General features: G+C 47.7%; 17 protein-coding genes. 5 read left to right on the top strand and 12 right to left on the bottom strand.

The genetic code is table 11. The annotated features are described in order from the left end of the window. Window positions 1-94: 94 nt before the first annotated feature. Both DW037_RS02690 and DW037_RS02685 read right to left on the bottom strand, forming a co-directional pair. Window positions 95-1273, bottom strand: a complete 1179-nt coding sequence (locus DW037_RS02690; RefSeq protein WP_117629133.1) for a glycosyltransferase — start codon at window positions 1271-1273, stop codon at window positions 95-97. Between the two features lies 1 nt (window position 1274). Further along, entirely contained in the window at window positions 1275-2390 is a 1116-nt protein-coding gene (locus DW037_RS02685; protein WP_158551606.1) for a glycosyltransferase, read from the bottom strand. 225 nt (window positions 2391-2615) lie between these two features. Between DW037_RS02685 and DW037_RS02680 the strand changes: the two genes are divergently transcribed. After that, window positions 2616-3653, top strand: coding sequence for an acyltransferase family protein (locus DW037_RS02680; protein ID WP_158551603.1), 1038 nt, complete (start codon window positions 2616-2618; stop codon window positions 3651-3653). Window positions 3654-3686: 33 nt separating this feature from the next. On the opposite strand, the gene DW037_RS02675 is transcribed toward DW037_RS02680, so the two are convergent. The 6 genes from DW037_RS02675 to DW037_RS02650 all read right to left on the bottom strand — a co-directional run bounded on the left by DW037_RS02675 (window position 3687) and on the right by DW037_RS02650 (window position 10317). Then, window positions 3687-5729, bottom strand: a complete 2043-nt coding sequence (locus DW037_RS02675; RefSeq protein WP_117629130.1) for a DUF6541 family protein — start codon at window positions 5727-5729, stop codon at window positions 3687-3689. 209 nt (window positions 5730-5938) lie between these two features. Next, on the bottom strand, window positions 5939-6271 hold the full coding sequence (locus DW037_RS02670; protein ID WP_117629129.1) for a DUF2304 domain-containing protein: 333 nt from the start codon (window positions 6269-6271) through the stop codon (window positions 5939-5941). Window positions 6272-6275: 4 nt separating this feature from the next. Continuing rightward, the gene (locus DW037_RS02665) at window positions 6276-6968 is read right to left on the bottom strand and encodes a glycosyltransferase family 2 protein (protein WP_233505644.1); all 693 of its coding nucleotides are present in this window, start codon (window positions 6966-6968) and stop codon (window positions 6276-6278) included. Between the two features lie 294 nt (window positions 6969-7262). Next, window positions 7263-8297, bottom strand: a complete 1035-nt coding sequence (gene rfbB / locus DW037_RS02660) for a dTDP-glucose 4,6-dehydratase (RefSeq protein ID WP_118372801.1) — start codon at window positions 8295-8297, stop codon at window positions 7263-7265. Window positions 8298-8306: 9 nt separating this feature from the next. Further along, window positions 8307-9458, bottom strand: coding sequence for a glycosyltransferase family 4 protein (locus DW037_RS02655; RefSeq protein WP_158551600.1), 1152 nt, complete (start codon window positions 9456-9458; stop codon window positions 8307-8309). A 1-nt stretch (window position 9459) separates the two neighbouring features. Beyond that, window positions 9460-10317, bottom strand: coding sequence for a phosphorylcholine transferase LicD (locus DW037_RS02650; protein ID WP_118372800.1), 858 nt, complete (start codon window positions 10315-10317; stop codon window positions 9460-9462). Window positions 10318-10595: 278 nt separating this feature from the next. Here DW037_RS02650 and DW037_RS02645 point away from each other — a divergent pair, with 278 nt between their 5' ends. Together DW037_RS02645 and DW037_RS02640 are read left to right on the top strand one after the other, a co-directional pair. Continuing rightward, window positions 10596-11609, top strand: a complete 1014-nt coding sequence (locus tag DW037_RS02645; protein ID WP_117629123.1) for a glycosyltransferase family A protein — start codon at window positions 10596-10598, stop codon at window positions 11607-11609. 66 nt (window positions 11610-11675) lie between these two features. Further along, complete coding sequence (locus DW037_RS02640; RefSeq protein ID WP_199408843.1) at window positions 11676-12869, top strand: hypothetical protein; 1194 nt, start codon at window positions 11676-11678, stop codon at window positions 12867-12869. 893 nt (window positions 12870-13762) lie between these two features. Here DW037_RS02640 and DW037_RS02635 read toward each other — a convergent pair. The 3 genes from DW037_RS02635 to DW037_RS02625 are packed head-to-tail and all read right to left on the bottom strand — an operon-like array spanning window position 13763 to window position 18045. Further along, window positions 13763-14866: a L,D-transpeptidase gene (locus tag DW037_RS02635; protein ID WP_118372799.1), complete on the bottom strand. Its 1104-nt coding sequence runs from the start codon at window positions 14864-14866 to the stop codon at window positions 13763-13765. Beyond that, window positions 14863-15831, bottom strand: a complete 969-nt coding sequence (locus DW037_RS02630; protein WP_118372798.1) for an N-acetylmuramoyl-L-alanine amidase family protein — start codon at window positions 15829-15831, stop codon at window positions 14863-14865. Before DW037_RS02630 ends, DW037_RS02635 begins: the two co-directional genes overlap by 4 nt. Window positions 15832-15873: 42 nt before the next feature. Next, window positions 15874-18045, bottom strand: a complete 2172-nt coding sequence (locus tag DW037_RS02625) for an NlpC/P60 family protein (RefSeq protein WP_158551597.1) — start codon at window positions 18043-18045, stop codon at window positions 15874-15876. A 165-nt stretch (window positions 18046-18210) separates the two neighbouring features. On the opposite strand from DW037_RS02625, the gene DW037_RS02620 reads away from it, so the two are divergent. Both DW037_RS02620 and DW037_RS02615 read left to right on the top strand, forming a co-directional pair. Beyond that, entirely contained in the window at window positions 18211-19983 is a 1773-nt protein-coding gene (locus DW037_RS02620) for a phosphotransferase (RefSeq protein ID WP_199408842.1), read from the top strand. A gap of 2 nt (window positions 19984-19985) precedes the next feature. Then, entirely contained in the window at window positions 19986-20927 is a 942-nt protein-coding gene (locus tag DW037_RS02615; protein WP_117629118.1) for a DMT family transporter, read from the top strand. A 61-nt stretch (window positions 20928-20988) separates the two neighbouring features. Here the strand turns inward: DW037_RS02615 and DW037_RS02610 are convergent. Then, window positions 20989-22134, bottom strand: a 1146-nt coding sequence (locus DW037_RS02610; RefSeq protein WP_199578294.1) for a C39 family peptidase, incomplete at its 5' end; no start/stop codon positions are given.

Raw genomic sequence — 22134 nt, 5'->3', positions numbered from 1 at the left:
TGATAAAAGGGTGGTTGGGAGTAGCATCCCGACCACCCTCCTTTAGAGCTTCAATAGCCGCAATTCGCGAACAGCACCATTACCGTAAAACGAATTATGAGCGAGATTTAAGCGCCTCAATCGCCTCGGAGATAGAAGGCGCATCCTCAAATAAACCATCCTTCATGTCCTCCGTGGACGAAACGCCGCAGGCGGTAAGAAGAAAAGATTTAGCTCGATCGATCAGCATAAACACCGCCGCCTTATATCCCTTTAGTTGAGCGACAAATGAATATACGCTGGATGCACCAAACGAAACAGGACCGTCTTGGGCAAGTAGCTGTTGATAGAACTTTAGGATTCTATCGCTTGCCAGCAACTGTCCAATATCATCAATCGTCAAATACTTCGAAAGTACGCGCTGCAACCCTTGCAGCAATTCCTCTCGATCTGCCTGATTCTTGATATTAAGCAGATCGAACACGAGGAAATCAGCAACGAATAGCAGCATAGAGCGGCCCGACTCGCCTTCGAATCTCCCCTGCTTATCCCAATCCGCCATGATGCAATCAACAACCTGCAGATGCTTCTGAAGGCGCAGCTTCTCATCTTGTGCCATCAAACACATTGCCGAATCCTTGCGGGACAGACGATAGTCATACAACGAGTCAGAAAGCAGCTTTGTGCGAGAAGACCTTCCTAACGTGGCAAACGAAAACACCTGGTCCTCGCCAAGGGTCAGACCAACAGGAAAATAGAGCCCATGATCGCGCAAGAAAGAAAGACGATAAGCTCCATTCCAGGGAAACGGCCTAGTCTTAGCATAAAAGACGAGCTTATCGCTGTAGCCGAAATACTCTTCATCATCTAATGACAACGTCGACGTAAGCCACGGATTGGAAAGCTCGATCGGAAAGGGATCGGCGGAGAACTTTAAGATATCCACTTGGCTGTCATTGTCGAAGGCCTGGCGAACGACATCACAGGCATTAGGCTTAAGCAAGTCATCGGCATCGACAAAAAGGATAATCTCACCACGAGCCTTATCGATACCAAAGTTTCTAGCAGCGGAAACTCCCCGGTTAACTTCGTGATAGATAGCAAATCGAGAATCGCGAGCGGCATACAAGTCGAGCAGCTCGCCCGACCCATCTGTGGATCCATCATCAACACAGATAATCTCGATATTGTTGTATGACTGAGCCGCAATCGAGTCGAGGGTATCCAGTAAGTAGCCGCCGACGTTATAAACAGGGACAACGATCGACAGCAACGGGCAATATAAATCAGACATATTAACGGCGGAGCTTTCTCTTCATCATACGAGCCACCATAGAGAAGCCGCCAGCAGCAAGATACTCGCGAATCGTATTGAGCTTACCGGAGCCCGTAAGCGAATACTGGACCTTAAGAAGATCGGCGTTCTCGGCAAAATCCTTTACACGAGCAAACTCACCAGGATTAAAGCCGTAGCGGTCAAACGGAGCTTCGGCACAAATAATGTTATTCGCCTGCAACTCGTCAGCCATTTCAGTAGAAAAGACGCTAATAAAATCGCGACGAAGTTCAGGCGCCAGCCTGTTAAGGTTCCAATCGTAGTTATAGAACTTCACTTTGGCACGAATAGGATCAAGCGCCGGCTTAAGATCAGGGCGGTCCTCATTTAGGAAGCGCGACATCTCATGATGCTCATCGCAAACACAAAACACCTTGCCCGGATTGTTCACCGAAGAATGTTCATTATCCTGACGATAGTGCAGGAACGCCTTTCCCGAATACATTGCGCGCCGTGCACAGGCAAGGACCTTAAAGGTGAAGCTCGTGTCCTGGAAGGACGCTCCTGGAGTAGGAAGAAACGAGATGTTATTGGAAGACAGAAAGTCCTTACGATACAGCGCAGACCAAATGGAAGGCTTGGCCCAGAATGCGTCGGGCGCATCGATGGGCTTATGTACGCCCATGCCGATCAGCTCTTGACTCATCGCGGGAAAATAGACGTCATGACGATTAAGCCTTGAACTATCGCGAGACGACCAATAGAGCCAGAAATTGCATTTAAAAAGATCGAGCTCGTTGTCCTCGGCCTGCTGAACCATAAACTCAAGCGCATCGGCATCCAAGAAATCGTCGGACTCAAGAATAGAAATATACTTACCCTTGGCGATTTCAAGACCACGATTCATGGAGTCGCCGTAGCCGGAATTTGGCTTATCAATAACAACGAATCGGGGGTCTTCAGACGCAAATCCATTGATGATCTCCAAGGAAGAATCCGTAGAGCCATCGTTGATGCAGATGATTTCAATATCTTTGAGAGTCTGATTCTTCAGAGAGCTAAGGCACTCATCGAGATATTTCTCGACATTGCAAATAGGCACGAGTACCGAAACGAGCGGCTGGTTTTGTGACACAATGACTCCAATACAAGCATGACACATATGGTATGCAACTCAAATGAATCGATTATAACAAATGGCTCTGAACGAGACTGAATCCTCAAAGACCGCCACCTGCAAACAAGCAGACCGTAAGCTACACTCAATACTGGAAGTTAAAGACCTATTGAAACGTCCGCATTAACGGCGTGAATGGATTAGGTCTTTCAAATAATTACGACCCTCGATAAGGAGCATTCAGTGAAAAAAAGATATCCCGAGTTTGATGTCGCAAAAGCAATAGCACTTGCCGGCGTCATCATTGGCCACTCAACATATCTGGGGACACCAGATAGGCTTGCCTCTATTTTCTACTCATTTGATATGCCTCTCTTTTTTATTGTCAGCGGATTCTTTAGCAAGCCCGAGGCTAAACTCACACTCGACTACGTTAAAAAGAATGCCAAATCGCTTCTGATGCCTTATCTGATTACCTGTATAGGCGTAATTGGATGCTCGTTCTTAGGGGCAGTCTTAACAGGGAAAACTAACCCAATAGAGATGGCCAACCACTGGTTTATGGCAAGCCTCTACGGCTGTGGAGGTATCACGCCCGCAACCCCAGCATTCGTATCCGCTATCGGAGCCCTTTGGTATCTCTTCGCGCTTTTCTTTGGCAAAATGCTCCTGACCGTCGTTAATCAATTTCGACATCCCGCAATTTTGGTTCTGGGTTTTTTCTTCTGCGGCAACGTTCTGGCCCAAATCGTTTGGCTTCCTTGGAGCATCCTACAGGCATTGAGTGCAACGCTCTTTTTGTACATTGGACAGATCATTAGAAAGCACGCCCTACTCGATGAAAACTCAATCGAACCCATCTGCTGGTTGTTCATGGCGGGAATATGGGGCTACTCAGCCCTATGCTTTGGAAAGCTTTACATGGTGACAAACACCTACGTTAACGGGACGCAGGATGTCATCGGGAGCATTTTTGGTTCATTGGTGATTCTCAAGCTATGCCAAATGGCTTGCAAGCATATTCCACGCGTCACGAAGCCCATCGCTTGGATCGGAAAGTACACGCTCCCGTTCTTCTGCATGCATCTTATTGAGTTAAACGTGTTTCCCTACCGATATGTTTCCGGTATCGTCGAGAATCTTCCGCTAGCGCCGTGGATCGGATATCTAATTGTCCGCTTCGCTATCATTGCCTTACTTACGGGCATCTTATACGTGCTTCCACGCCCGATTTCCAAATGGTATTTCCAGTCAAAACAAAAGAGCCAAACTGGGCGATAAAAACTATATGCCCCGCAAATGAGGACAGCGCCTCTATTCAATTGAGTAGAGGCGCATATCTTTCTTACTTAAGACAAGCGAAAAACCAGGGGTGGAATCATCAATCGAATCAATGCCCGTCCAGCCAGACTTATGATAACCAGGCATATCCACACCCTCGCGTCCGTTCTCGCCGTAATCTAAAACGAGAAGATACTTGGCACCAGCCTTTTTAACGTCACGCGCAATCAGCGAATCATAAGAAATGCGGTCGAGTCCATGGCGGATTTGCTTGCTGACCGCCGTCTCGCCCTTGCCAAAGGAGCTGAACTTTCGATACATGAGATTAAGGTCGTTTGCGGCATATCCGTAGACACTGCCGTCAAAGGGATTGTTGATAATCAGCTCATCACCGGCCATTTGCTTGACCTCGCCAAGAAACGCCAACTCATCGGACGTCAGATTATTATCGACATCATAGATACTATACATGTAATTAAGCACGCTTTTAGTAAATCCGACCGGGGAATAGTTGTTAATGGACGGGTTGACACTTTCGGGCCAAAACAAGCCGCAGGCAATCAGGACGATGCAGAGCGCCTGGGGGAGATACCTGGCAGAACGGTCCATCCCAACAGAAACGGAAAATGCGCTCTGAACTTTTCTCAAGATAAAGTCGAGACCAAGCGTCGAAAGCGGAATGCTAAACAGTGCGGTCATCGCAGCGACGCGATATTGGTCTGTATACCAAAAGCCTGTAAGGAAATGCCTGATAAAACCGTCTTGAGTAGCATCGACAACAAACAGAACCGCGGAAAATAGATAGACGAAGAAGTAGCCACGGAAGGACCTATTGCCCAAGGCCCAGAGGCTACCAAGGACAACCAGACATGCAAGAAGAATACAGGGCGTATTCTCATTAAAGGAAAAGGAGAATGACCTCCACACGGCATCAAAGATGTACGTAAAGGAAGGCCAATGGAAGTTGATGACCCCTTGCAAAAAGCTTGCTTTCGTCATCAAAAACCAAATGATGGCAACAGCAAAAAGCACAAGGCAGCGTGATGCATAATGGGCAAACTTGGCCGAAATCGATTGCTTGCGAAGCAGCTGGCGCTCAATTAGACCGCCCACACAGACAACAATCGAAGGAACCAAAAGAATGCCAAGCGTGAAAACCGCATTCGGTTGCAAAGCCACTAGAGCCACCATGCCAAAGAGCAAGGCCGCAAGGACAGAACAATGAACCGTGCAAACAGACCGAGCTTCTTCAAAGCTTTGCATAAACCAGATGAAAACAGCGGCAACAGCAGGAACGGCACAAAACGCAGCGAAATTTGGATAGACAGGCCCCCAGTAGAGCAATGTCCAAGGGAAGGCGGTCGAAGCAAGCGTTACGACAGCGGCGCAAATGCCCTTTCGCACATCATCCTTGGTAATAACCGCAATGAAGGACTGAATACCCAAGGGCAATACAAACGCGACGAATACAAAATTGGTGAGGTTAATGGCCGCCATAACAGATATATTGAACGTACGTGCAACGAGAGCGGCAATGATATGCCAAGCAGCGGGATAAAAACCGGTGCTTGCATTAGGACTAAACGCTTCTGATCCCGCCTCGAGATACGATCCAACCGAGAGGATTGAATAGCTAGAGGCGTGCTTCATGCTCTGAATTACACTCAAATGAAACGAATTGTCATATACCTGAAGAAAGTTATCCGGCAGACCAATGCCGCGAACAAAAAAATAAACCGACACGGGAACAGATAGGGCAAGGGCGCACAGATACGGAAGCTGGGAGACAATATCGTTATCAAAAAAAGCGCTTCGTCCGTGAAAGCGGAAATAGCACGCCATGCCACTGACCACAGCAAAGAAGAACAACGAGATCAATAAGGCAAAATAGCCACCGGCGACTCCAACAAACCGGAGAATGATGCCCATAAAGACCAAAAAGAAGACACTGATTACAGGGCCAAAGGAAAGAGACAGTTTAAAGGGAACTCCAAATGCTCGCGATGCCAACATGCCCGGCAAAATCAATGCAAAGGCCGCAATAAAAGCTTCGATGAACAACAGCGACCAACTCATGAAATACCTCACGAACGAAGTGAATAAACAATTTGAAATCTAATTTTATTTCAAATGGACAACTCCCGGGAAGTCATATATTAGACATAGCAAAACAGCCATATAGAACGAAAAGCATAGAAGAAGAATGGGTGCCAAGACACTGAAAGTACCATAGAAAAAATATAACACTGAGAAACTCAATACAGTAATGAGTGAGCCAAACAGTTTCATTTCCTCTTTGTATCAAGCGCCGCAGCCTGAACTAGCGAATTAAGGCGCTCTTCCTGCTTTGACAGTCGTAACGAAATTCTGAAATCACGAACCACTAGGACTGCTAAAACATATAGAAAGACAAGATTTGATGCAGACATAAATCCCAACAAGTTTGAAAAAAATGAGGCAATTTCCGGGAAAACGCCAAGCACCACGAAGCTCGTGCTAAATAAAAGCCAAAAAACAGAATCCAAAACCTGCATTCTGCATCTTTTGAGGTTGTGTACAACGAAAATAAAAACAATCACAGCGCAGGCAACAAGAAACACGCGCAAGGAAGTTGACATGCAATCACCTAAACCATTGAACAATAAGAAGCGTGACAAATACTCGAACCATGTATTGAATCGACCTAATTGGATTTAAATAGCTCTCTCCACCCTGCCGCTCGCGCATGGATACCTGTATTTCCGATACCTTATAACCTTGCTTGATAAAGAAGGCGATGGACTCGGGTTCAGGATTGAGCGTATCGTTGCAGGAATATTCTTTTAAAACGTCTCGATTGAAAAGTCGAAATCCAGACGTAGGATCGCTAATCCTTTTACCAGTTAACATTTTAATAATGAAAGTAATCATTCTCGAACCAAACATGCGCATTGACATATCTTTACGCATCGACAAAAAACGAGAACCAATTACTATGTCAGCGTTGTCAAATTGAGCCTTCGAAACAAGCTCCGAAATATACTCAGGCCGATGTTGTCCATCCGCATCGAATTGAACCATGTAGTCGTAATCATTCTCCAGCGCATAACAAGCTGCCGTTTGAAATCCAACCGTCAAGCCGCAGTTAATTAGCATATTAATAACATTGCATCCCAAATTCGTACAAAGCTCGAGAGTGCAATCTCGAGAGCCGTCGTTAATGACGACGAAGTCAAACTCCGGGGCCACTCTCTTTAGTTCAAGAATAGTGCCCTCTATGCATTCCTCTTCGTTATAAGCAGGAATCGCAACAAGAACTTTTGGCAAATTCGTCACGTACGAACCGTCCTTAAATATCAACATAATGCTTTACGGCATCATCTAGGTGATTCTTTATACATTCGATAAACAAGATAGATGATAACTCTTAGTACGATAGCAAATTTACGGCTGTTTGCACTCCTAACAGCATCCATATCAGTCTTCCGATACCATAGGCACTTTAATAAAACTCAAATTACAGCCAAGCCGTTGTCGACAAGAATTACAAGTGCGACAGCTCGCTCGCGGAATCCAGCCAGTAAAAATCAGATGTACGCTGGAGTAAAAGCTCCAACAAGCCCCCTAGTCTTAGCCTGACGCAAAGAATGAATGGAATAGCCTTCGGTAGCGTGCCTCGGTGGCCTCCTTGGCCGGGCGCCACCAGGACTCGTTGGCGACGTACCAGTCGATGGTCTGCTTCAGGCCCACGGCGAAGTCGGTGTGCGCCGGGCTCCAGCCGAGCTCGCGCTGGAGCTTCGTGCTGTCGATGGCGTAGCGGCGGTCGTGGCCGGGGCGGTCGGCGACCCAGTCGAAGTCCTCGGGGTCGCGTCCCATGGCCTCCAGGATCATGCGCAGGACGGTGATGTTGTTCTTCTCGCCGTCCGCTCCGATGAGGTAGGTCTCCCCCATGCGGCCCTTGGTGAGGATGTCCCAGACGGCGCTGGAGTGGTCCTCGGTGTGGATCCAGTCGCGGACGTTCTCGCCGCGGCCGTAGAGCTTGGGGCGGACGCCGTCGACGATGTTCGTGATCTGCCTGGGGATGAACTTCTCCACGTGCTGGTAGGGGCCGTAGTTGTTGGAGCAGTTGGAGATCGTGGCGCGAAGCCCGTAGGTGCGGGTCCAGGCGCGCACGAGCATGTCGGAGCTGGCCTTGGTCGAGCTGTACGGGGAGCTCGGCTTATACGGCGTCTCCTCGGTGAACTTCGCCGGGTCGTCGAGCGCCAGGTCGCCGTAGACCTCGTCGGTGGAGACGTGGTGGTAGCGGATGCCGTGCTTGCGGACGGCCTCCAGCAGGCGGAAGGTTCCCTCGACGTTGGTGCGCAGGAAGGGCTCCGGGTCGGCGATGGAGTTGTCGTTGTGGCTCTCTGCGGCGTAGTGCACGATGGCGTCGTGGCCCGGGACGATGCGGTCCAGCAGCTCCGCGTCGCAGATGTCGCCGACGACGAGCTCCACGCGGTCGGAGGGCAGCCCCGCGATGTTCTCGGGGTTGCCGGCGTAGGTCAGCTTGTCCAGGACGGTGACATGTACGCCCGGGTGGTTGTCCACCACGTAGTGCACGAAGTTGCTGCCGATGAAGCCGCAGCCGCCCGTGACGATGATGTTCTTGAGAAGCAATGGTGACATGCGATCGTTTTACCCATTAGTTCCAGAAAGCACTTTTTCAACCAAAGACGCCGTCTTATCCCATGAACTCTCATTTTCAACCATGCGTCGACATAAACGAGACTGCTCAGCCAACTTATCAGGGTTTTTGACAAGCGAATAAATGGCCTGCTCAACATCCTCGGAATCCATAGAGCTAATAATTGTTCCGAAATGCTCGTTTGGAAAAAGCTCTCGCGCCCCGCCCACATCCGTAACAACAGAAGGACACCCGCACGAAGAAGCCTCTAGCAAAGTTGTAGCAAAGCCCTCCGACCGTGTAGGGAGACACAGCAGATCGGACTGCTGAAGGAGTGAGGAGATGTCGGAAGATGAAAGCCGTCCAACCCATCTAAGCGATTCACCTTGAGCATCATCAACTTCTTTTGATAATGCACCATCACCCGCCAGAACAAAGACGACGCCAGCTTCGACAAGCCTGCGGCTTCTCGAAGCCTCAAGAATGGCTTTAATGCCTTTTTCAGGAATTAGCCGTCCGACAAAACAGACCAAATAGGACCCAGCTCCTACACCAAGCTCATTACGAAAATCTCGCCCCGACGACATCTCCCTGAATGACTTAGCATCGATTGAGTTGGGGATAACTCCCTTTGCTGCAATACCAAAAGACCTAAGCCACTCAACACTCTTGCTCGAAACGCCATAATAGTCTGGATGGAACCGCTTGCCCAAGGCCGTTATTAGGCGCTCATATGTACGGACCAAGGGATCTATCACTGGATTACTGAATGAAAGATAAGCCGAACCATGATCAAGGACAACAGGCGTTATCCCCATGCTCTTTGCAAACCTAATGCCGTAAAGCGAGTGAATATAGAAACGAGCATTTACAAGAACGCCATCGAAGTGCTGGCGCTCAATATGCTTCCACAATTTACGTGATAAAGCATTTAACTTAGGAACGGGAAAGCGTCCCGAAAAAAAAGGAAAACAGGGCAGGCGAAGAACATCTACCCCGTCTTCATCGGTAATACCGGCACCTAAACCATTTGTATCGTTCGTAACCACCAATACCTCATTGCCGCGATCAACGAGTGCGTGCGCCAAGTTGTAGGTGAAGTTTTCAATGCCGCCCATATGAGGCGGATAAAGTGCGGAAAAAAGAACGTAGCGAGATCTCATACTATTTCTTGGGCTCCCAAATCTCCCCATTCCCAAAGTCAATTAGAAGGGGTAAATGGGTATGGCGGTCTTCCTCTTTGGGAATGGCACGCCAATCCCCATACATCGTTGTAAGATACTTGTCGGTTAGCCTCGGAACCGGATAGAGTTCTCCCTCAAACTCCGCTTGGGCAAGAGGAAAAATGTCATCCACCGAAACAGGATTCATATTTGGCCAAGCAAGAGTTAAACACTTCCTGCCAACAGCGCCAACACTGCTATCAGGAATAGCGCGATTGAACTGGCGCTGATACTCAAGGGGGTCCTTGTTGGACGCTCTCTCAATAAAATGCAGCGCCTTGCAACCAGCTTTTTCGATAAAGCCAAGGAAGCCTCGATGAGGAACAGTGATATTCCCAGAATGGTATAGGTAAGAACGGCGCTGAGCATTCAAAGCAAGTTTGAGCTGACGAGATCTAATCTCAGGCTCCTCGTATAGATAGTCGTATGGAAAGACATCGACGAAGATACCCATAGCGGATCCGGAATCTCTCCCCTCCTGGTTCTCGAAGCGAGTGCCATCCTTATAGACTTTACAGAACATCGCCGCATAACCAGAAGAATTACGAGAATCATGGAAGGAATAGCCGTCGGGCAATTCAGTGGAAGCAATGCTGCAAAAACGATCGTAATCAGAACGCATCATCCCGATATCAATATCATCATCCCAAGGAATAAACCCCTTATGGCGCATGGCGCCAAGACAAGTGCCCCCGTCAAGCCACCATTTAATTCCAAACTTATCGCAAAGAGAACCAACTGCATTCAGAATAGAAAGTTCAACAGCTTTAAGCTGGGTCAGCGCACTATCGTCTGTCATATCAACCTCAAAATAAAACCTTACAGTAGCAAGTCGCAGTTAATACCGCTTCACAGCATTATGGAATGGAAAGAGAAGAATAGCTCAAGTAACAAAATTAATCATACGCGTCTCATAATAGAGCGTCCAATCATCCGCTACACCGCTGTGCTCTGAATGAATGCAAGATATGCATCAAGAATATCCCCTTAAAATGCATCATGCTGCAGGTGAACTCTAATTTAAAGTTAGGTACTATTGTTAGCAACGTATACCATAATGACCGTGGAAAGACGTAGATGTATTTATCAATTATTATTCCAGTTTATAATTCAGCCAATTATCTTCGCCGCTGTCTTGATTCAGTCAAATATCAATCTTTCACAGACTATGAAGCCCTTCTTATAGATGACGGCTCCACGGATTCCTCTGAAATAATTTGCAAGGAATATGCTGAAAATGATGACCGATTCAAATATTACAGACGGCCTATGAACGGTGGGGCATCAGCCGCCCGCAACGACGGCATAAGGCTCTCATCGGGGTCATACATAATGTTTATAGACAACGACGATTGGATTGAAGGCTCCGATGCCTTTGCTGCATTGCAATCAACAATACAAAACAATAATGAGCCTGATATCGTTGCTTGGCCAATGGGTGAGTATATCGAATACGTTGGCAAGTTGAATCTTCCGGTTGTTCCTATATCCAAATCGATTAATGAACTGGACTTTAAAACTGCCGTCCTCTCTCTACTGAAAGAGAATAATTATTATTCATCAGCCAGTGGCAAAATCGTGAAAAAGCAGCTGGTTGTCTCCAATAATTTAAAATTCAATGAAAACCTTAAGCATAATGAAGACAGTGATTGGTCGTTAAAACTACTTTACTATGCCAAATCAATCAAATGGGTTGATTCAAGCTACTACGTCTACAGAAGAAACTCCGCATCATCCACGAGCAGTAAAGCAAACTGTGCGAATGTAGTGAATTCCATAGAGTCCATTATCGATAAACATCTATCTGCAATCGAGACCCAACCAATTAACTCGCAAAATATTATAGTTGCGAATAATTTTGTTGCATATTTATTCGTGCTGTTAGTCGCAAATGTTTTCTCAATGCCCAAAACCGACCAGAACAGAATTAATTACATAGCGAAGCTGAGGAAAAATCTATGGATTCTAGAATATGATGCGCAGACGCGAGTTAAATTTGCAAGAATCATTTGTTCTTTATTTGGATTAAATATCCTCGGTGAGCTTCTCTCAAAAGCGCTAAATACCGAAAAACGTAGGCTCAAGCGGTAAGGCTAGGAAACATTGTCAAGTAAACTCAGTCTTAAGCAGAATATGTTGTGGAACTCCGTTGGATCCGTGATTCGACTTTGCTGCAATTATTTAATAACAATTGCTGTCGTCCGTTTTTCGCATGGGTTTGATGCTGCGGGCGGATTGGCATTAGCCATGTCAATTTCAAGCCTTGTTCAACCAGTTGCCGAGTTTAGATTGCGAACCATTCAGGTAACGGACGTCCAAAATGAATTAAAAACTGGCGAGTACCTTGGACTTCGTTTGGTAAGCACCACCTTAGCGTTTGCTTTAGGTATTGCTTATTCACTTATAACGTGTAGCTTGCAATCACTGCCCGTTATCGTGCTTTATCTAATATATTCAATGGCGGTTAACCTAATTGAAGGATTCCATGCAATTGACCAAAAGCATCTGCGCATGGATTTCATCGGCATTTCTTACATTATTCAGGGTGTCAGCAGTCTTCTCTTGTTCATAATTGCTCTTTCAGTTACCAATTCGCTTGAAGCTGCTGTCGGAGTCATAGCGATTGCAAACATCATGGTTTTATTTCTTTATGACAAAAAGAAGGCAAGCTTACTTGAGCTAATTAAGCTCAAATTAAATCTAAACAAATCCATTAAGGTGCTGTTGTCCTTAACCCCAATCGTGCTTGCCCAGATTTGCAGTAGCTCTGTTCTGACAATTCCAAAACAGGCTTTGGCGGCTTCATTTGGAGCAGCGGCATTGGGAATCTATTCTTCGGTAGCATCTCCGGCAACCATTGTTCAAATGGGAGCAGGCTATATATATAGTCCATTGCTTGGGGAATTTGCAGCCCGATTCAATGAAGATAGAAGGAAAGGGCTTCGGTTATTAAAGAAAGTAGTCGTGTATATATCCGCGGCTACTTTTGGCTTATCGGTGCTTTTGCTAGTTTTTACGCGCCCGATCCTGGCGATTTTGTTCGGGTCAAAGATCATTGCGTACACAAATTTACTTGGTATGGTGTTAATTTGTACGTATTTCACCGCTTTTGCCTGGTTTTTTAACGATTTGCTTCTGTCAATTAGAGATTTTAGAGGAAGTTTTTTCGGCAACATTGCCGCGTCTGCAATGTCTATCGTCTTATCATTCATTCTTGTGCCTCAATTAGGAATGAATGGAGTGAGTTTAACCGGTGCACTATCCTATGGGTTGGCATTAGTATTTATGCTAGCGTTTTTTGTTAGCGATTATCATAAAATGCAACAGAGAGAGAATGAGATTATCGGTTGATTTCCGATTGCAGCCGAACATATTGAGCTGATAGCTCACTCCTGCATTTACCGAACGCCCCCGAGCCCCCATCCGGGCCGCGGGGGCGCCGTTTTCCCAGCTGAAGGAACAGTGGAGATGTGTTTCGACAGGTCCGGTGGCCATGTTCCGCCCTCCGCCAGGTACCTCTTAGCAGACTCAGCCGGACGGTCGGTCCGTCTATTCCGTTTTCGCCTTCAGGCTAGCCAGAGGGACATCGCCCCTCTCTGTGCGCGCCCGCCCTATGAGCCCCGGGGTCAGGTCGAGATCGTCGAGCGCCGCGTCCTCCACGCCATAGGCGTCCAGCAGCGCCGCCGCGTCGTTGCCGAGTATCGCCGGCAAAGCCCATTTACACTTATAGCAGCACGACCAGGCGCAATATTATTCAAATAAATAACTTCATAATCGATTCCACTTGTCAGCGCAGACCCGTTAATGACAAAAACCGAGACCTCTGGAGAAATCGTATCAACGGTATATTCATATGTTGACGAATCGATAACACTTTGAAATCAGCTGAATTTAAAGCCAAGCGATTGCCATCCGATGACACAAATGTCTATTGCCCCGATTGAGCTATAGAGACATCAACGCCCTCAACAACACAATCTTCGCTTAATGAGAAGGCAACCGTGGGGCTTAAAAGGGGAACGATATTAATTAATGCTAAGCAAACCGCACTCATAAAACTGAAATAACGATTTCCCGACATTTCACTCTTTCTGTCGAATTAAAGCGTTGTCGTTCATCTATCAGATTCTAGGGCGGATTCCCTTCATTAAACGGACGCTAGGGCCACGTTCTCATAATAAGATTTTCACCTGATCTCGAACGGTTAAGCCAATTAAGCGAAAGTAGTTACATCAACCAACTACTCAATACGTAACAACCTTTGTTCCATAAGGAATATTATAGTAAATCCATTTTGCGTTCTGAATCTCAAGACGAACACATCCCGCAGAGGATGGAACACCCATCGTGGGATCCATCACGCGATTGCTATTAACGTAGTAGGGCGAAGAATGGAACAGATAATCACCATAGAATTGCGTGTAATAATAGCAAGTATATCCATGCCCAAAGGAGTATCCCTTTCCGTAGACTTGATACTCCCCTATCACAGTTGGCGTGCTAGCTTTTCCCGTCGAACATACATAGCGACGGTTTAAGGACCAATTATTCCAGGATCCAGTGTAAATACTCGTAACGCAACGTGACGTATCGACAAGTATCAGCCAACTTGTATTGCTTGAATAGCTTTGAGCCTTAGCATCCATATAGTCTGACACCCACGCGCCGTTTGCCATAAAGTAATTCCAAGTCCCGTCGACAACTCGCCAGCCAGTAGCCATAGCGCCACTAGCGTCAAGCCAATACCAGATGCCGCCCAGATTGAGCCATCCTGTCTGCATGTAACCAGACGAATTCAGGTAATACCAAGATCCGTTAACGGCAACCCAGCCGGTTTTCATAACGTAGGTAGATGGGTCCAAATAGAACCAGGAGCCATCCTTGTACAGCCAGCCAGATCGTGCATAGCCAGCGGTCTCATCAAAGAAGTACCATTTTCCGTTAACGTTCTTCCATCCAGAGCAGGGGGAGCCATCGGTTGGATCAGCATAGAACTTGCACCCTCCAAGCGTCACAAAACCGTGAGCTTCGGCTAATTCGCCATCACCGTTTGTTGTAAATAGCTTTCCACTACGCAATGCTCCACACAATGAGCCATCAGAACCAGCAAAAGCCTTAGACGGCTCATCCTGGACCGAGTCCTGGACATCTACCCATTCACGACAAGCAACAGCGCCTGAAGCTTTTGCATAATAGCTTTTCCCATTTACAGAAAAATGACCTAGCAGCATTTTGCCGTCGGCGGCAGGATCGAGATAATAGTAATGGCTATTGTCCTTCAGCCATCCCGTCTTTACAATGCCCGACGCATGAGAAGGCTCAGCGTAATACCAGTCTCTATCGCTCATAAACCAGCCGAGTGACAGCGCTCCCGTTGAAGAAAAATGATATTGATTGGATCCGATGACAAAAAGCCGGTAGCCATTCTATTGTCATTTGCGACATTGAGCCAATACCAAACGCCATTCACCAAACGCCAGCCCGATGCAAGTGCGCCGGAACCGTCAGCGTAATACCAGTCCGTCCCATCAAACGCCCAACCAACAGCCATTGCGCCGGAATCCGATAAATAGTAACGAGACGAACCGACAGAAACGATTCCTCTAGACATAACACCATCATTGGCGGGATCAAGCCAATACCAGTTATTGCCAGTTTGAAGCCAGCCGGTTAAGACTTCACCATTACTACCCCAATACCATAAACCGTTATCAAGGCACCATCCATTAATCAGTCCATAGGTTCCAAGAAGATAAGGGTGCCCATCAATAACACGACGACCAGTAGCCATAGAACAGCTGTTAAGGGAGTCAAACCAGTACCATTGGTCTCCAATAAACTGCCAGCCACTTGCTAAAGCGCCTGACGGACCCGCGAAATACCACTTATTTCCAGTAAAAATCCAGCCGCAGCTCATTGCGCCGTCACGAGCGGGGTCCAAGTAGTACAACGACTCGTCAATATTCTGCATTCCGGTCAAACGACAGCCATCTAGATAGTAATACCAGGACAAACCGTTCCATTGCCATCCAGATAGTTGTTCTGTAGTCGACGGGTCATGGCTTTCGACAACCTGTAGGCTCGAATCTTCCGTTGTATTGCCGGCACAATCGCTGGAGTCTTGAGAGCAACCGCCACCGACAAATGCTCCCGGCCCTCCTGTCGAGTCGCGCTCTACGACACCGTTATCCGCCCCCTCTTCCACGGCATAAGCAGTGCAAGAAAATGCGGGGGCTGTAACTGAGAGTAAGGCGGAAAATAGCATCAAGCCAATTACTCGCCAGCAAATTCGATGATCAATCCGAGCATTCATTTCAGGCCCCCAACCGGTACCGACTGTCTTGCAGGGAATCTATTAAATAAACGGACGAGCTGCGCCGATTACATTTCCCCTTGCGCTAATAGGATGAATTCCGACACCTTGATGAGGCCAGGAATCAATCATCAAGCCGCCGCCAAGCGCAATCGCAATATGCCCGCGGTAATAAATCACATCGCCGCGTTGAATCGAGTTCGTGCTCACGGGCATAAAGATATTGCTTCGATACCAATTCATGGAATTGTAGGTTTGGCTTGGATCCCAGCGATGGTTATAAGGGTTGTAAACACCCATATCCATGCCAGTAGCATAAAGGCACTGCAAGACAAAACCAGAGCAATCAACAGCTCCGCCGGGAGCGGTAGACCAAGGCTCAATATATTGCGTACCGATATACTCATAGGCACGCTGAATAAAGGCATTCACGCAATCTTCCCGTGTTGCTTCGACAGAAATGCGAGAAGGGGTCACATAGGTAAAGTATCCGGTGCAATAGCTAGGCAGCTGAACAGTCCAAGAACTGACCTGAGGATACTGGGCTGGATTTTGCCAGCCAACTTTGTCGCACTGGCCATCGCTCCAGAAAACTCGACGAACGCCATCGATGGTCCTTGCCCCCGTTGCCATAGCGCCGCTGCCGTCTGACCAATACCACTTACCCGAATCTTTAAGCCAGCCAACATGCATGCTTCCATTGGACTCAAGGTAATACCATGTTCCATTCAGGCATTTCCAACCAGTTGCCATTTTTCCGTCAGCGTTTAGGTAATACCATGCACCACCAGTAAAAACCCATCCGGTCTTCATCACGCCAGAATCGGCATCAAACCAATACCAATCGCCGTCAATCTGCAGCCATCCAAGATGAATGGCACCCGTTCCGGGCTCAGCGTAAAACCTTAGATTTGCGACATTAACCCAGCCGGACGCAACCTGCCAACCATCAGCTCCAGCGGTTTTTAGGATAGTGCCGTTTTCGCGAACCACATCCTTGCAAAGATATCCATTATCATCAGCGTATCTTTGGACGCCGTCATTAACGGTAACCCAGCTTGAAACCACAAGCCTACCGCTCTGGTTTGCAAAACAATCGTTGCCGCCCACCTCAAATAAGCCCGTTTTCATGAGATGGCTAACAGGGTCCAGGTAATACCAGCTCGTGCCCTCTTTATACCAGCCAGAAATAAGTGCACCAGATTGGGAGGCGAAATACCAGCCGTCCTCGACCTGAGCCCAACCAACAGCCATAGCCCCGTTAGGCTTTAAATAATAAGCTGCATTGCCAAGGTCTAAATACCCAACGGACATCTTACCATCGGAGGCTGGGTCGAGATAATACCAAGCGCCGTTAACGAGTTTCCAGCCAGTGGCCGCAATACCGTTAGAGCAGTAATACCAATCTGCTCCGTCTTTGTACCATCCATTTGCGAGGCCATAGTCACCAAAAATATAGGTTCTTCCATCAATCTTTTGACGACCCTTAAACATGATGAACGTCTGTGAGTCAAAATAATAGTGAGCCCCACCTATCGTTTGCCATGACGAAGCAAGGGCACCCGATGAATAAGCCCAGTACCAATTCCCGTCAACGAGAATCCAGCCGGTTTTCATAGCACCAGTGGCATCTAAGTAGTATTTCCCGCTCCCGAGGTCGACAAAACCAACCTGCATTATATGGGTGGCAGGATCCAGGTAATACCATGTGCCGTCTTGATAAAACCAACCAGCAGCTAAATCGCCTCCAGCATTGGCATAAAACCAATTTCCATCTGAGTTACGTAGCCAGCAGTTCTGATATAGCGCGCCAAAAGGCGTTGCGGCATTGCCGTCATTCGCATAAAACGAAGCAGTCGATCCGCCAGCATCGGTCACATTGAAATAACCTGTCTGCATTGCACCATCATTGGCTGGATCAAGCCAATACCAATAGCCCCCGCTTTGCAGCCAGCCAGTCTGGTGTTTACCGTTTTTTCCGTAATACCAAACTCCAGACGACTCGTCTCGTTGCCAGCCATCTTTTATGACGGAAGAATTATCAGGTTGCAAATCATCGGAAACCACAGAAGAAAAATCCGCTTTTGACTCAATACTATGAGCCTCAACGGAATCCTGTGCAAACGCGACATTCGCACTCAGGGGCAAGCAGCAAGCAGTGATTAATGACGCAGCAGCACAAACAAGCGTGGCCTTCTTTTCGAATCGATACATAAGCGACCCTCCCAGATATCTCATTTATTTATTTTAATCCACATTCCAGGATTGATTTTCGTTACTGTCTGTTCAGTCTATGTAGATAAATATATTAGATTGAACATAACGTTCAATCATTCTATTCTTTCCCTAAGCAATGAACATCTTAATTGGAGGCCTGCAGTGGAACTGACCAAGCGTAACTTTACTGTTCTGTACGAATACCTAAAGAACCCATATGCCAGCCAGCGAGAAGTTGCCGAGCGCACTGGCCTCTCACTTGGATCGGTAAACGCAGCAAATAAAGAGCTTACGAATGAAGGCCTTCTCGAATCGGACAGCCTAACCGACAGCGGTTACGAAGCACTTCACCCCTATAAGGTTGAAAACGCAGTGATATTGGCTGCGGGGCTTTCGAGCCGCTTTGCTCCCATTTCGTATGAAAAGCCCAAAGGCCTTTTAAAGGTACGTGGTGAGATTCTCATCGAACGTCAGATTAGGCAGCTGCAAGACGCAGGTATCAGCAATATCACCGTCGTTGTCGGCTATAAAAAAGAGTATTTCTTCTATCTCGAAAGCAAGTTCGGCGTTTCGATTGTCGTCAACAACGAATATGCATCCAAAAATAACCACGCATCGCTTATGTGCGTAAAAGAGCGGCTTGGCAACACCTATATTTGTTCAAGCGATGATTACCTTCTAAACAATCCGTTTGAAGCATACGTTTGGAAAGCATTTTATTCTGCTCAATATGCTGAAGGCGCCACCAAAGAATGGTGCATTCAAACCGGAGCAATGGACAGAATCACCAATGTTACGATTGGCGGTTCCGATGCTTGGTATATGCTCGGACATGTCTACTTTGATAAAGCCTTCTCGCTTGCATTTAAGCAGATTCTCGAAACGGAATATAACAAGCCCGAAACAACGGACAAGCTTTGGGAAGATCTATATATCGAGCACATCAAGGAGCTCGATATGGTTATCAAGAAGTATCCTGAGGGCGAGATCAACGAATTCGATTCTCTTGATGAACTGCGTGCCTTTGATCCGCATTTTATCGAAAACGTTGACTCCGATATTTTCGATAACATCGAGCAAGTGCTCGGCTGCTCCAAATCAGAGATTCACGACGTTTATCCCCTTAAACAAGGTCTTACGAATCTATCGTGCCACTTTAGAACCAATGACGGAGAGTACGTTTACCGCCATCCGGGAGTCGGGACCGAACTGCTTATTAACAGAAATGGAGAAGTAGCCGCACTTAAAAAGGCCAAGGAACTCGGCCTTGACGACACGTTCATTCATGAGGACCCAAAGCGTGGTTGGAAAATTTCGAAGTTTGTACCCAACGCAAAGCAGCCTGATCCGCATGATGCTGCCCAAATGAATCGAATGATGCAGATGTGTCGTTCGCTTCACGAGAGTGGCGCAAATGTCGAAACCGAATTTGACTTCTACCTCGAAGCGAAGCGCTACGAATCACTTCTTCTGGAAAAAGGTCCCATCGACATTCCAGGCTACAGGGAAATGTCCGCCGAAATCGATGAATTGGAGCGCTTTGTACAGGCCGATAATGCACCAAAATGCCTTTGCCACAATGACTTCTTTTACCTCAATTTCCTTATCGATGAGAACGACAAGTACTATCTCATTGACTGGGAATATGCTGGCATGAGCGATTACGCAAACGATTTTGGAACGTGCAGTGTCTGCTGCGAGCTTTCCGAAGATGAAGTCGACCGCGCGCTTGATGCATATTTTGGGCGCAAGGCAACAAACAACGAAGTTGCGCATAACTATGCGCACATTGCCCTTGCAGGATGGTGCTGGTACCTCTGGTCTCTTCTGAAAGAAGCCGAAGGTGACTTCGTGGGCGAGTGGCTCTATATCTACTTCAATTACGGTGCCAAATACCTTAAAAAGGCACTGGAGATCTATCGGAAAGGTGAGTAACGATGCAATTCGGCTTTTTTAGCGGCCTTCTTTGGGGCCTTGATACAGTAATTCTTGGAATCGGTTTGGCGCTCGCGCCCTATATTGGATCGGCGGAAGCGCTTGCATGCGCCTCCATTGCGGGATCTTTTCTCCATGATGCCTTCTGTGCGATCTGGCTCTTTGGGTACATGGGAGTTCGAGGCAGATTAAAAGACACGCTCGCTGCACTTAAAACTCGTTCTGGCAAGGTCGTCATCGCCGGCGCGCTGCTCGGTGGACCTATCGGAATGACCGGATACGTATTGGCGATTAATAATATCGGAGCAGCCTACACGGCAATTATCTCCGCCTTCTATCCCGCAGTCGGAGCATTCCTTTCGTTCGTGCTGCTGAAGGAGAAAATGGGCAAAGGTCAGATTCTTTCCCTTCTTGTTGCCCTTTGCGGCGTAATGACGATGGGCTATCTATCGGCCGGATCGAGCGAGATTGCAAATGCCCCTCTCGGCTTACTCGGCGCGGTGCTTGCCGTTATTGGATGGGGATCAGAAGCGGTGCTGTGCGCATGGGGAATGAAAGATGATGCCGTTGATGACGAAACGGCTTTGCAAATCCGTGAAACCACAAGTGCGCTTGTTTATGGAGCGCTCGTACTCCCCCTCTTCGGAGCATGGCATTTCACGCTGGGTGCTATCCCGAGCATGCCCACATTGATTATTGCACTCGCCGGACTCGCAGGAACTGCATCCTATCTGTTCTACTACAAGGGCATTGCGGCAATCGGAGCAGCGCGTGCGATGGCCCTGAATATCTCCTATTCGGCATGGTCGGTGGTCTTTGGCCTGATCTTGCTTGGAACAATTCCCGACATGGCATCCGTAATCTGCTGCGTTGTAATTGTATGCGGAACAGTTTTGGCAGCCAGTAACTGGGACGAACTATTTGGACGTAATAAGACGGCGTAGCCAGATTAACAATGTAGCAAAAGGGGAGAGCTCGTCGAGCTCTCCCCTTTTAGCATCATGGCTATTCAATTACCACGGCCTGGCTATCCATCTGTTGCCACGTGCCAAAGAACACCTGGGCATTTCGCGTAACATTGCCGTTAATCGAATCCGAAAGATAGACAATTCCCTGCTCGTCATCATAGCCTTTAAGGACTACGGCATGATTACCGCCCCACAGGCCATAGGAGTGCCCGTTATACCAACGCGCAGCATAACGGCCTCCTGGCCAACTTCCCCACTCGGTATTCCACATCTCAACAGGTTGACCACAGGTCAGTTTGTTCTTAATGGAAGAAATTGACGAGAAAGAGACGTCTTTTGCTTGCTTGCCACTTCCAGCAGCACGCAGAAAGTTGTTACCAGCAATAGTAATCGCAGGGGCGACGCATCCCATGAGACCCCCGCTGCTACGCCTTGGGTTGCCATCAAAAGCGGTAACAAAGTTGCCGTTGCTTCCCTTGGGCAAGTAATAATCCGCAATAATCGTCTTACCTAAACCGAAACCATAGTAGTTAAGCAAGTTTGTAAGGGCAACCGACTCACAGCCAGTAGGAAGTTCCGGGTACTGCGAATAGCACGGGACATCGACCCAAGCGCCAACCATTGCGCCGGATGAACTGAACTTGTAGTCAGTAGAGCCGATCCAATACCAACCGTTGCTCAACATTACTCCCCCACGCGCGGCATCAAGGTAATACCATGTGTCCCCAAGGGAAAGCCATCCCGTTTTCATTGTGCCAGAAGCGGAATCTAGCCAGTACCAGTTGCTGCCATCGTTAAGCCAGCCGGTCGCCATTCGACCATCCGAGTTAAAGTAATACCAAGAGCCAGCTATTTGCTGCCATCCAGTCAGAATTACCCCATTAGCAGAACAATAATATCGAGAACCCTGACTCTCAATCCAGCCCGTTCTAACATTCCCGTCATCGTCAATCAGCTGGATTCCCGAATCAGTCATGATGCCTTTAAGGTCAATTGCACCGCTGGATAACGAATGATACATCCAAGACCCATCACCGTTTGACCAGCAATTAGCCATCATCTTGCCGGAACTATTAAATATGTATTCACACGATCCAATAGTTTGAACGCCCGTTGCCATGGCGTGCGTCGAGGGATCGAGCCAGTACCACGTACCGTTCAGGTTGAGCCAGCCGGAGGCGAG

The sequence above is a fragment of the Collinsella sp. AF39-11AT genome (assembly GCF_003474585.1).
GTDB lineage: Bacteria > Actinomycetota > Coriobacteriia > Coriobacteriales > Coriobacteriaceae > Collinsella.
The sequence above is the reverse complement of the archived record's forward strand: the minus strand, read 5'-3'. Positions and strand labels throughout refer to the sequence as shown.

Excerpts from the sequence above, each read along its gene's own strand:
- DW037_RS02690 (WP_117629133.1), bottom strand. The coding sequence starts at position 1,273 with ATGTCTGATTTATATTGCCCGTTGCTGTCGATCGTTGTCCCTGTTTAT.
- DW037_RS02675 (WP_117629130.1), bottom strand. The coding sequence starts at position 5,729 with ATGAGTTGGTCGCTGTTGTTCATCGAAGCTTTTATTGCGGCCTTTGCA.
- DW037_RS02670 (WP_117629129.1), bottom strand. The coding sequence starts at position 6,271 with ATGTCAACTTCCTTGCGCGTGTTTCTTGTTGCCTGCGCTGTGATTGTT.
- rfbB (WP_118372801.1), bottom strand. The coding sequence starts at position 8,297 with ATGTCACCATTGCTTCTCAAGAACATCATCGTCACGGGCGGCTGCGGC.
- DW037_RS02655 (WP_158551600.1), bottom strand. The coding sequence starts at position 9,458 with ATGAGATCTCGCTACGTTCTTTTTTCCGCACTTTATCCGCCTCATATG.
- DW037_RS02650 (WP_118372800.1), bottom strand. The coding sequence starts at position 10,317 with ATGACAGACGATAGTGCGCTGACCCAGCTTAAAGCTGTTGAACTTTCT.
- DW037_RS02645 (WP_117629123.1), top strand. The coding sequence starts at position 10,596 with ATGTATTTATCAATTATTATTCCAGTTTATAATTCAGCCAATTATCTT.
- DW037_RS02635 (WP_118372799.1), bottom strand. The coding sequence starts at position 14,866 with ATGAGCGATAGAGACTGGTATTACGCTGAGCCTTCTCATGCGTCGGGC.
- DW037_RS02630 (WP_118372798.1), bottom strand. The coding sequence starts at position 15,831 with ATGAATGCTCGGATTGATCATCGAATTTGCTGGCGAGTAATTGGCTTG.
- DW037_RS02625 (WP_158551597.1), bottom strand. The coding sequence starts at position 18,045 with ATGTATCGATTCGAAAAGAAGGCCACGCTTGTTTGTGCTGCTGCGTCA.
- DW037_RS02615 (WP_117629118.1), top strand. The coding sequence starts at position 19,986 with ATGCAATTCGGCTTTTTTAGCGGCCTTCTTTGGGGCCTTGATACAGTA.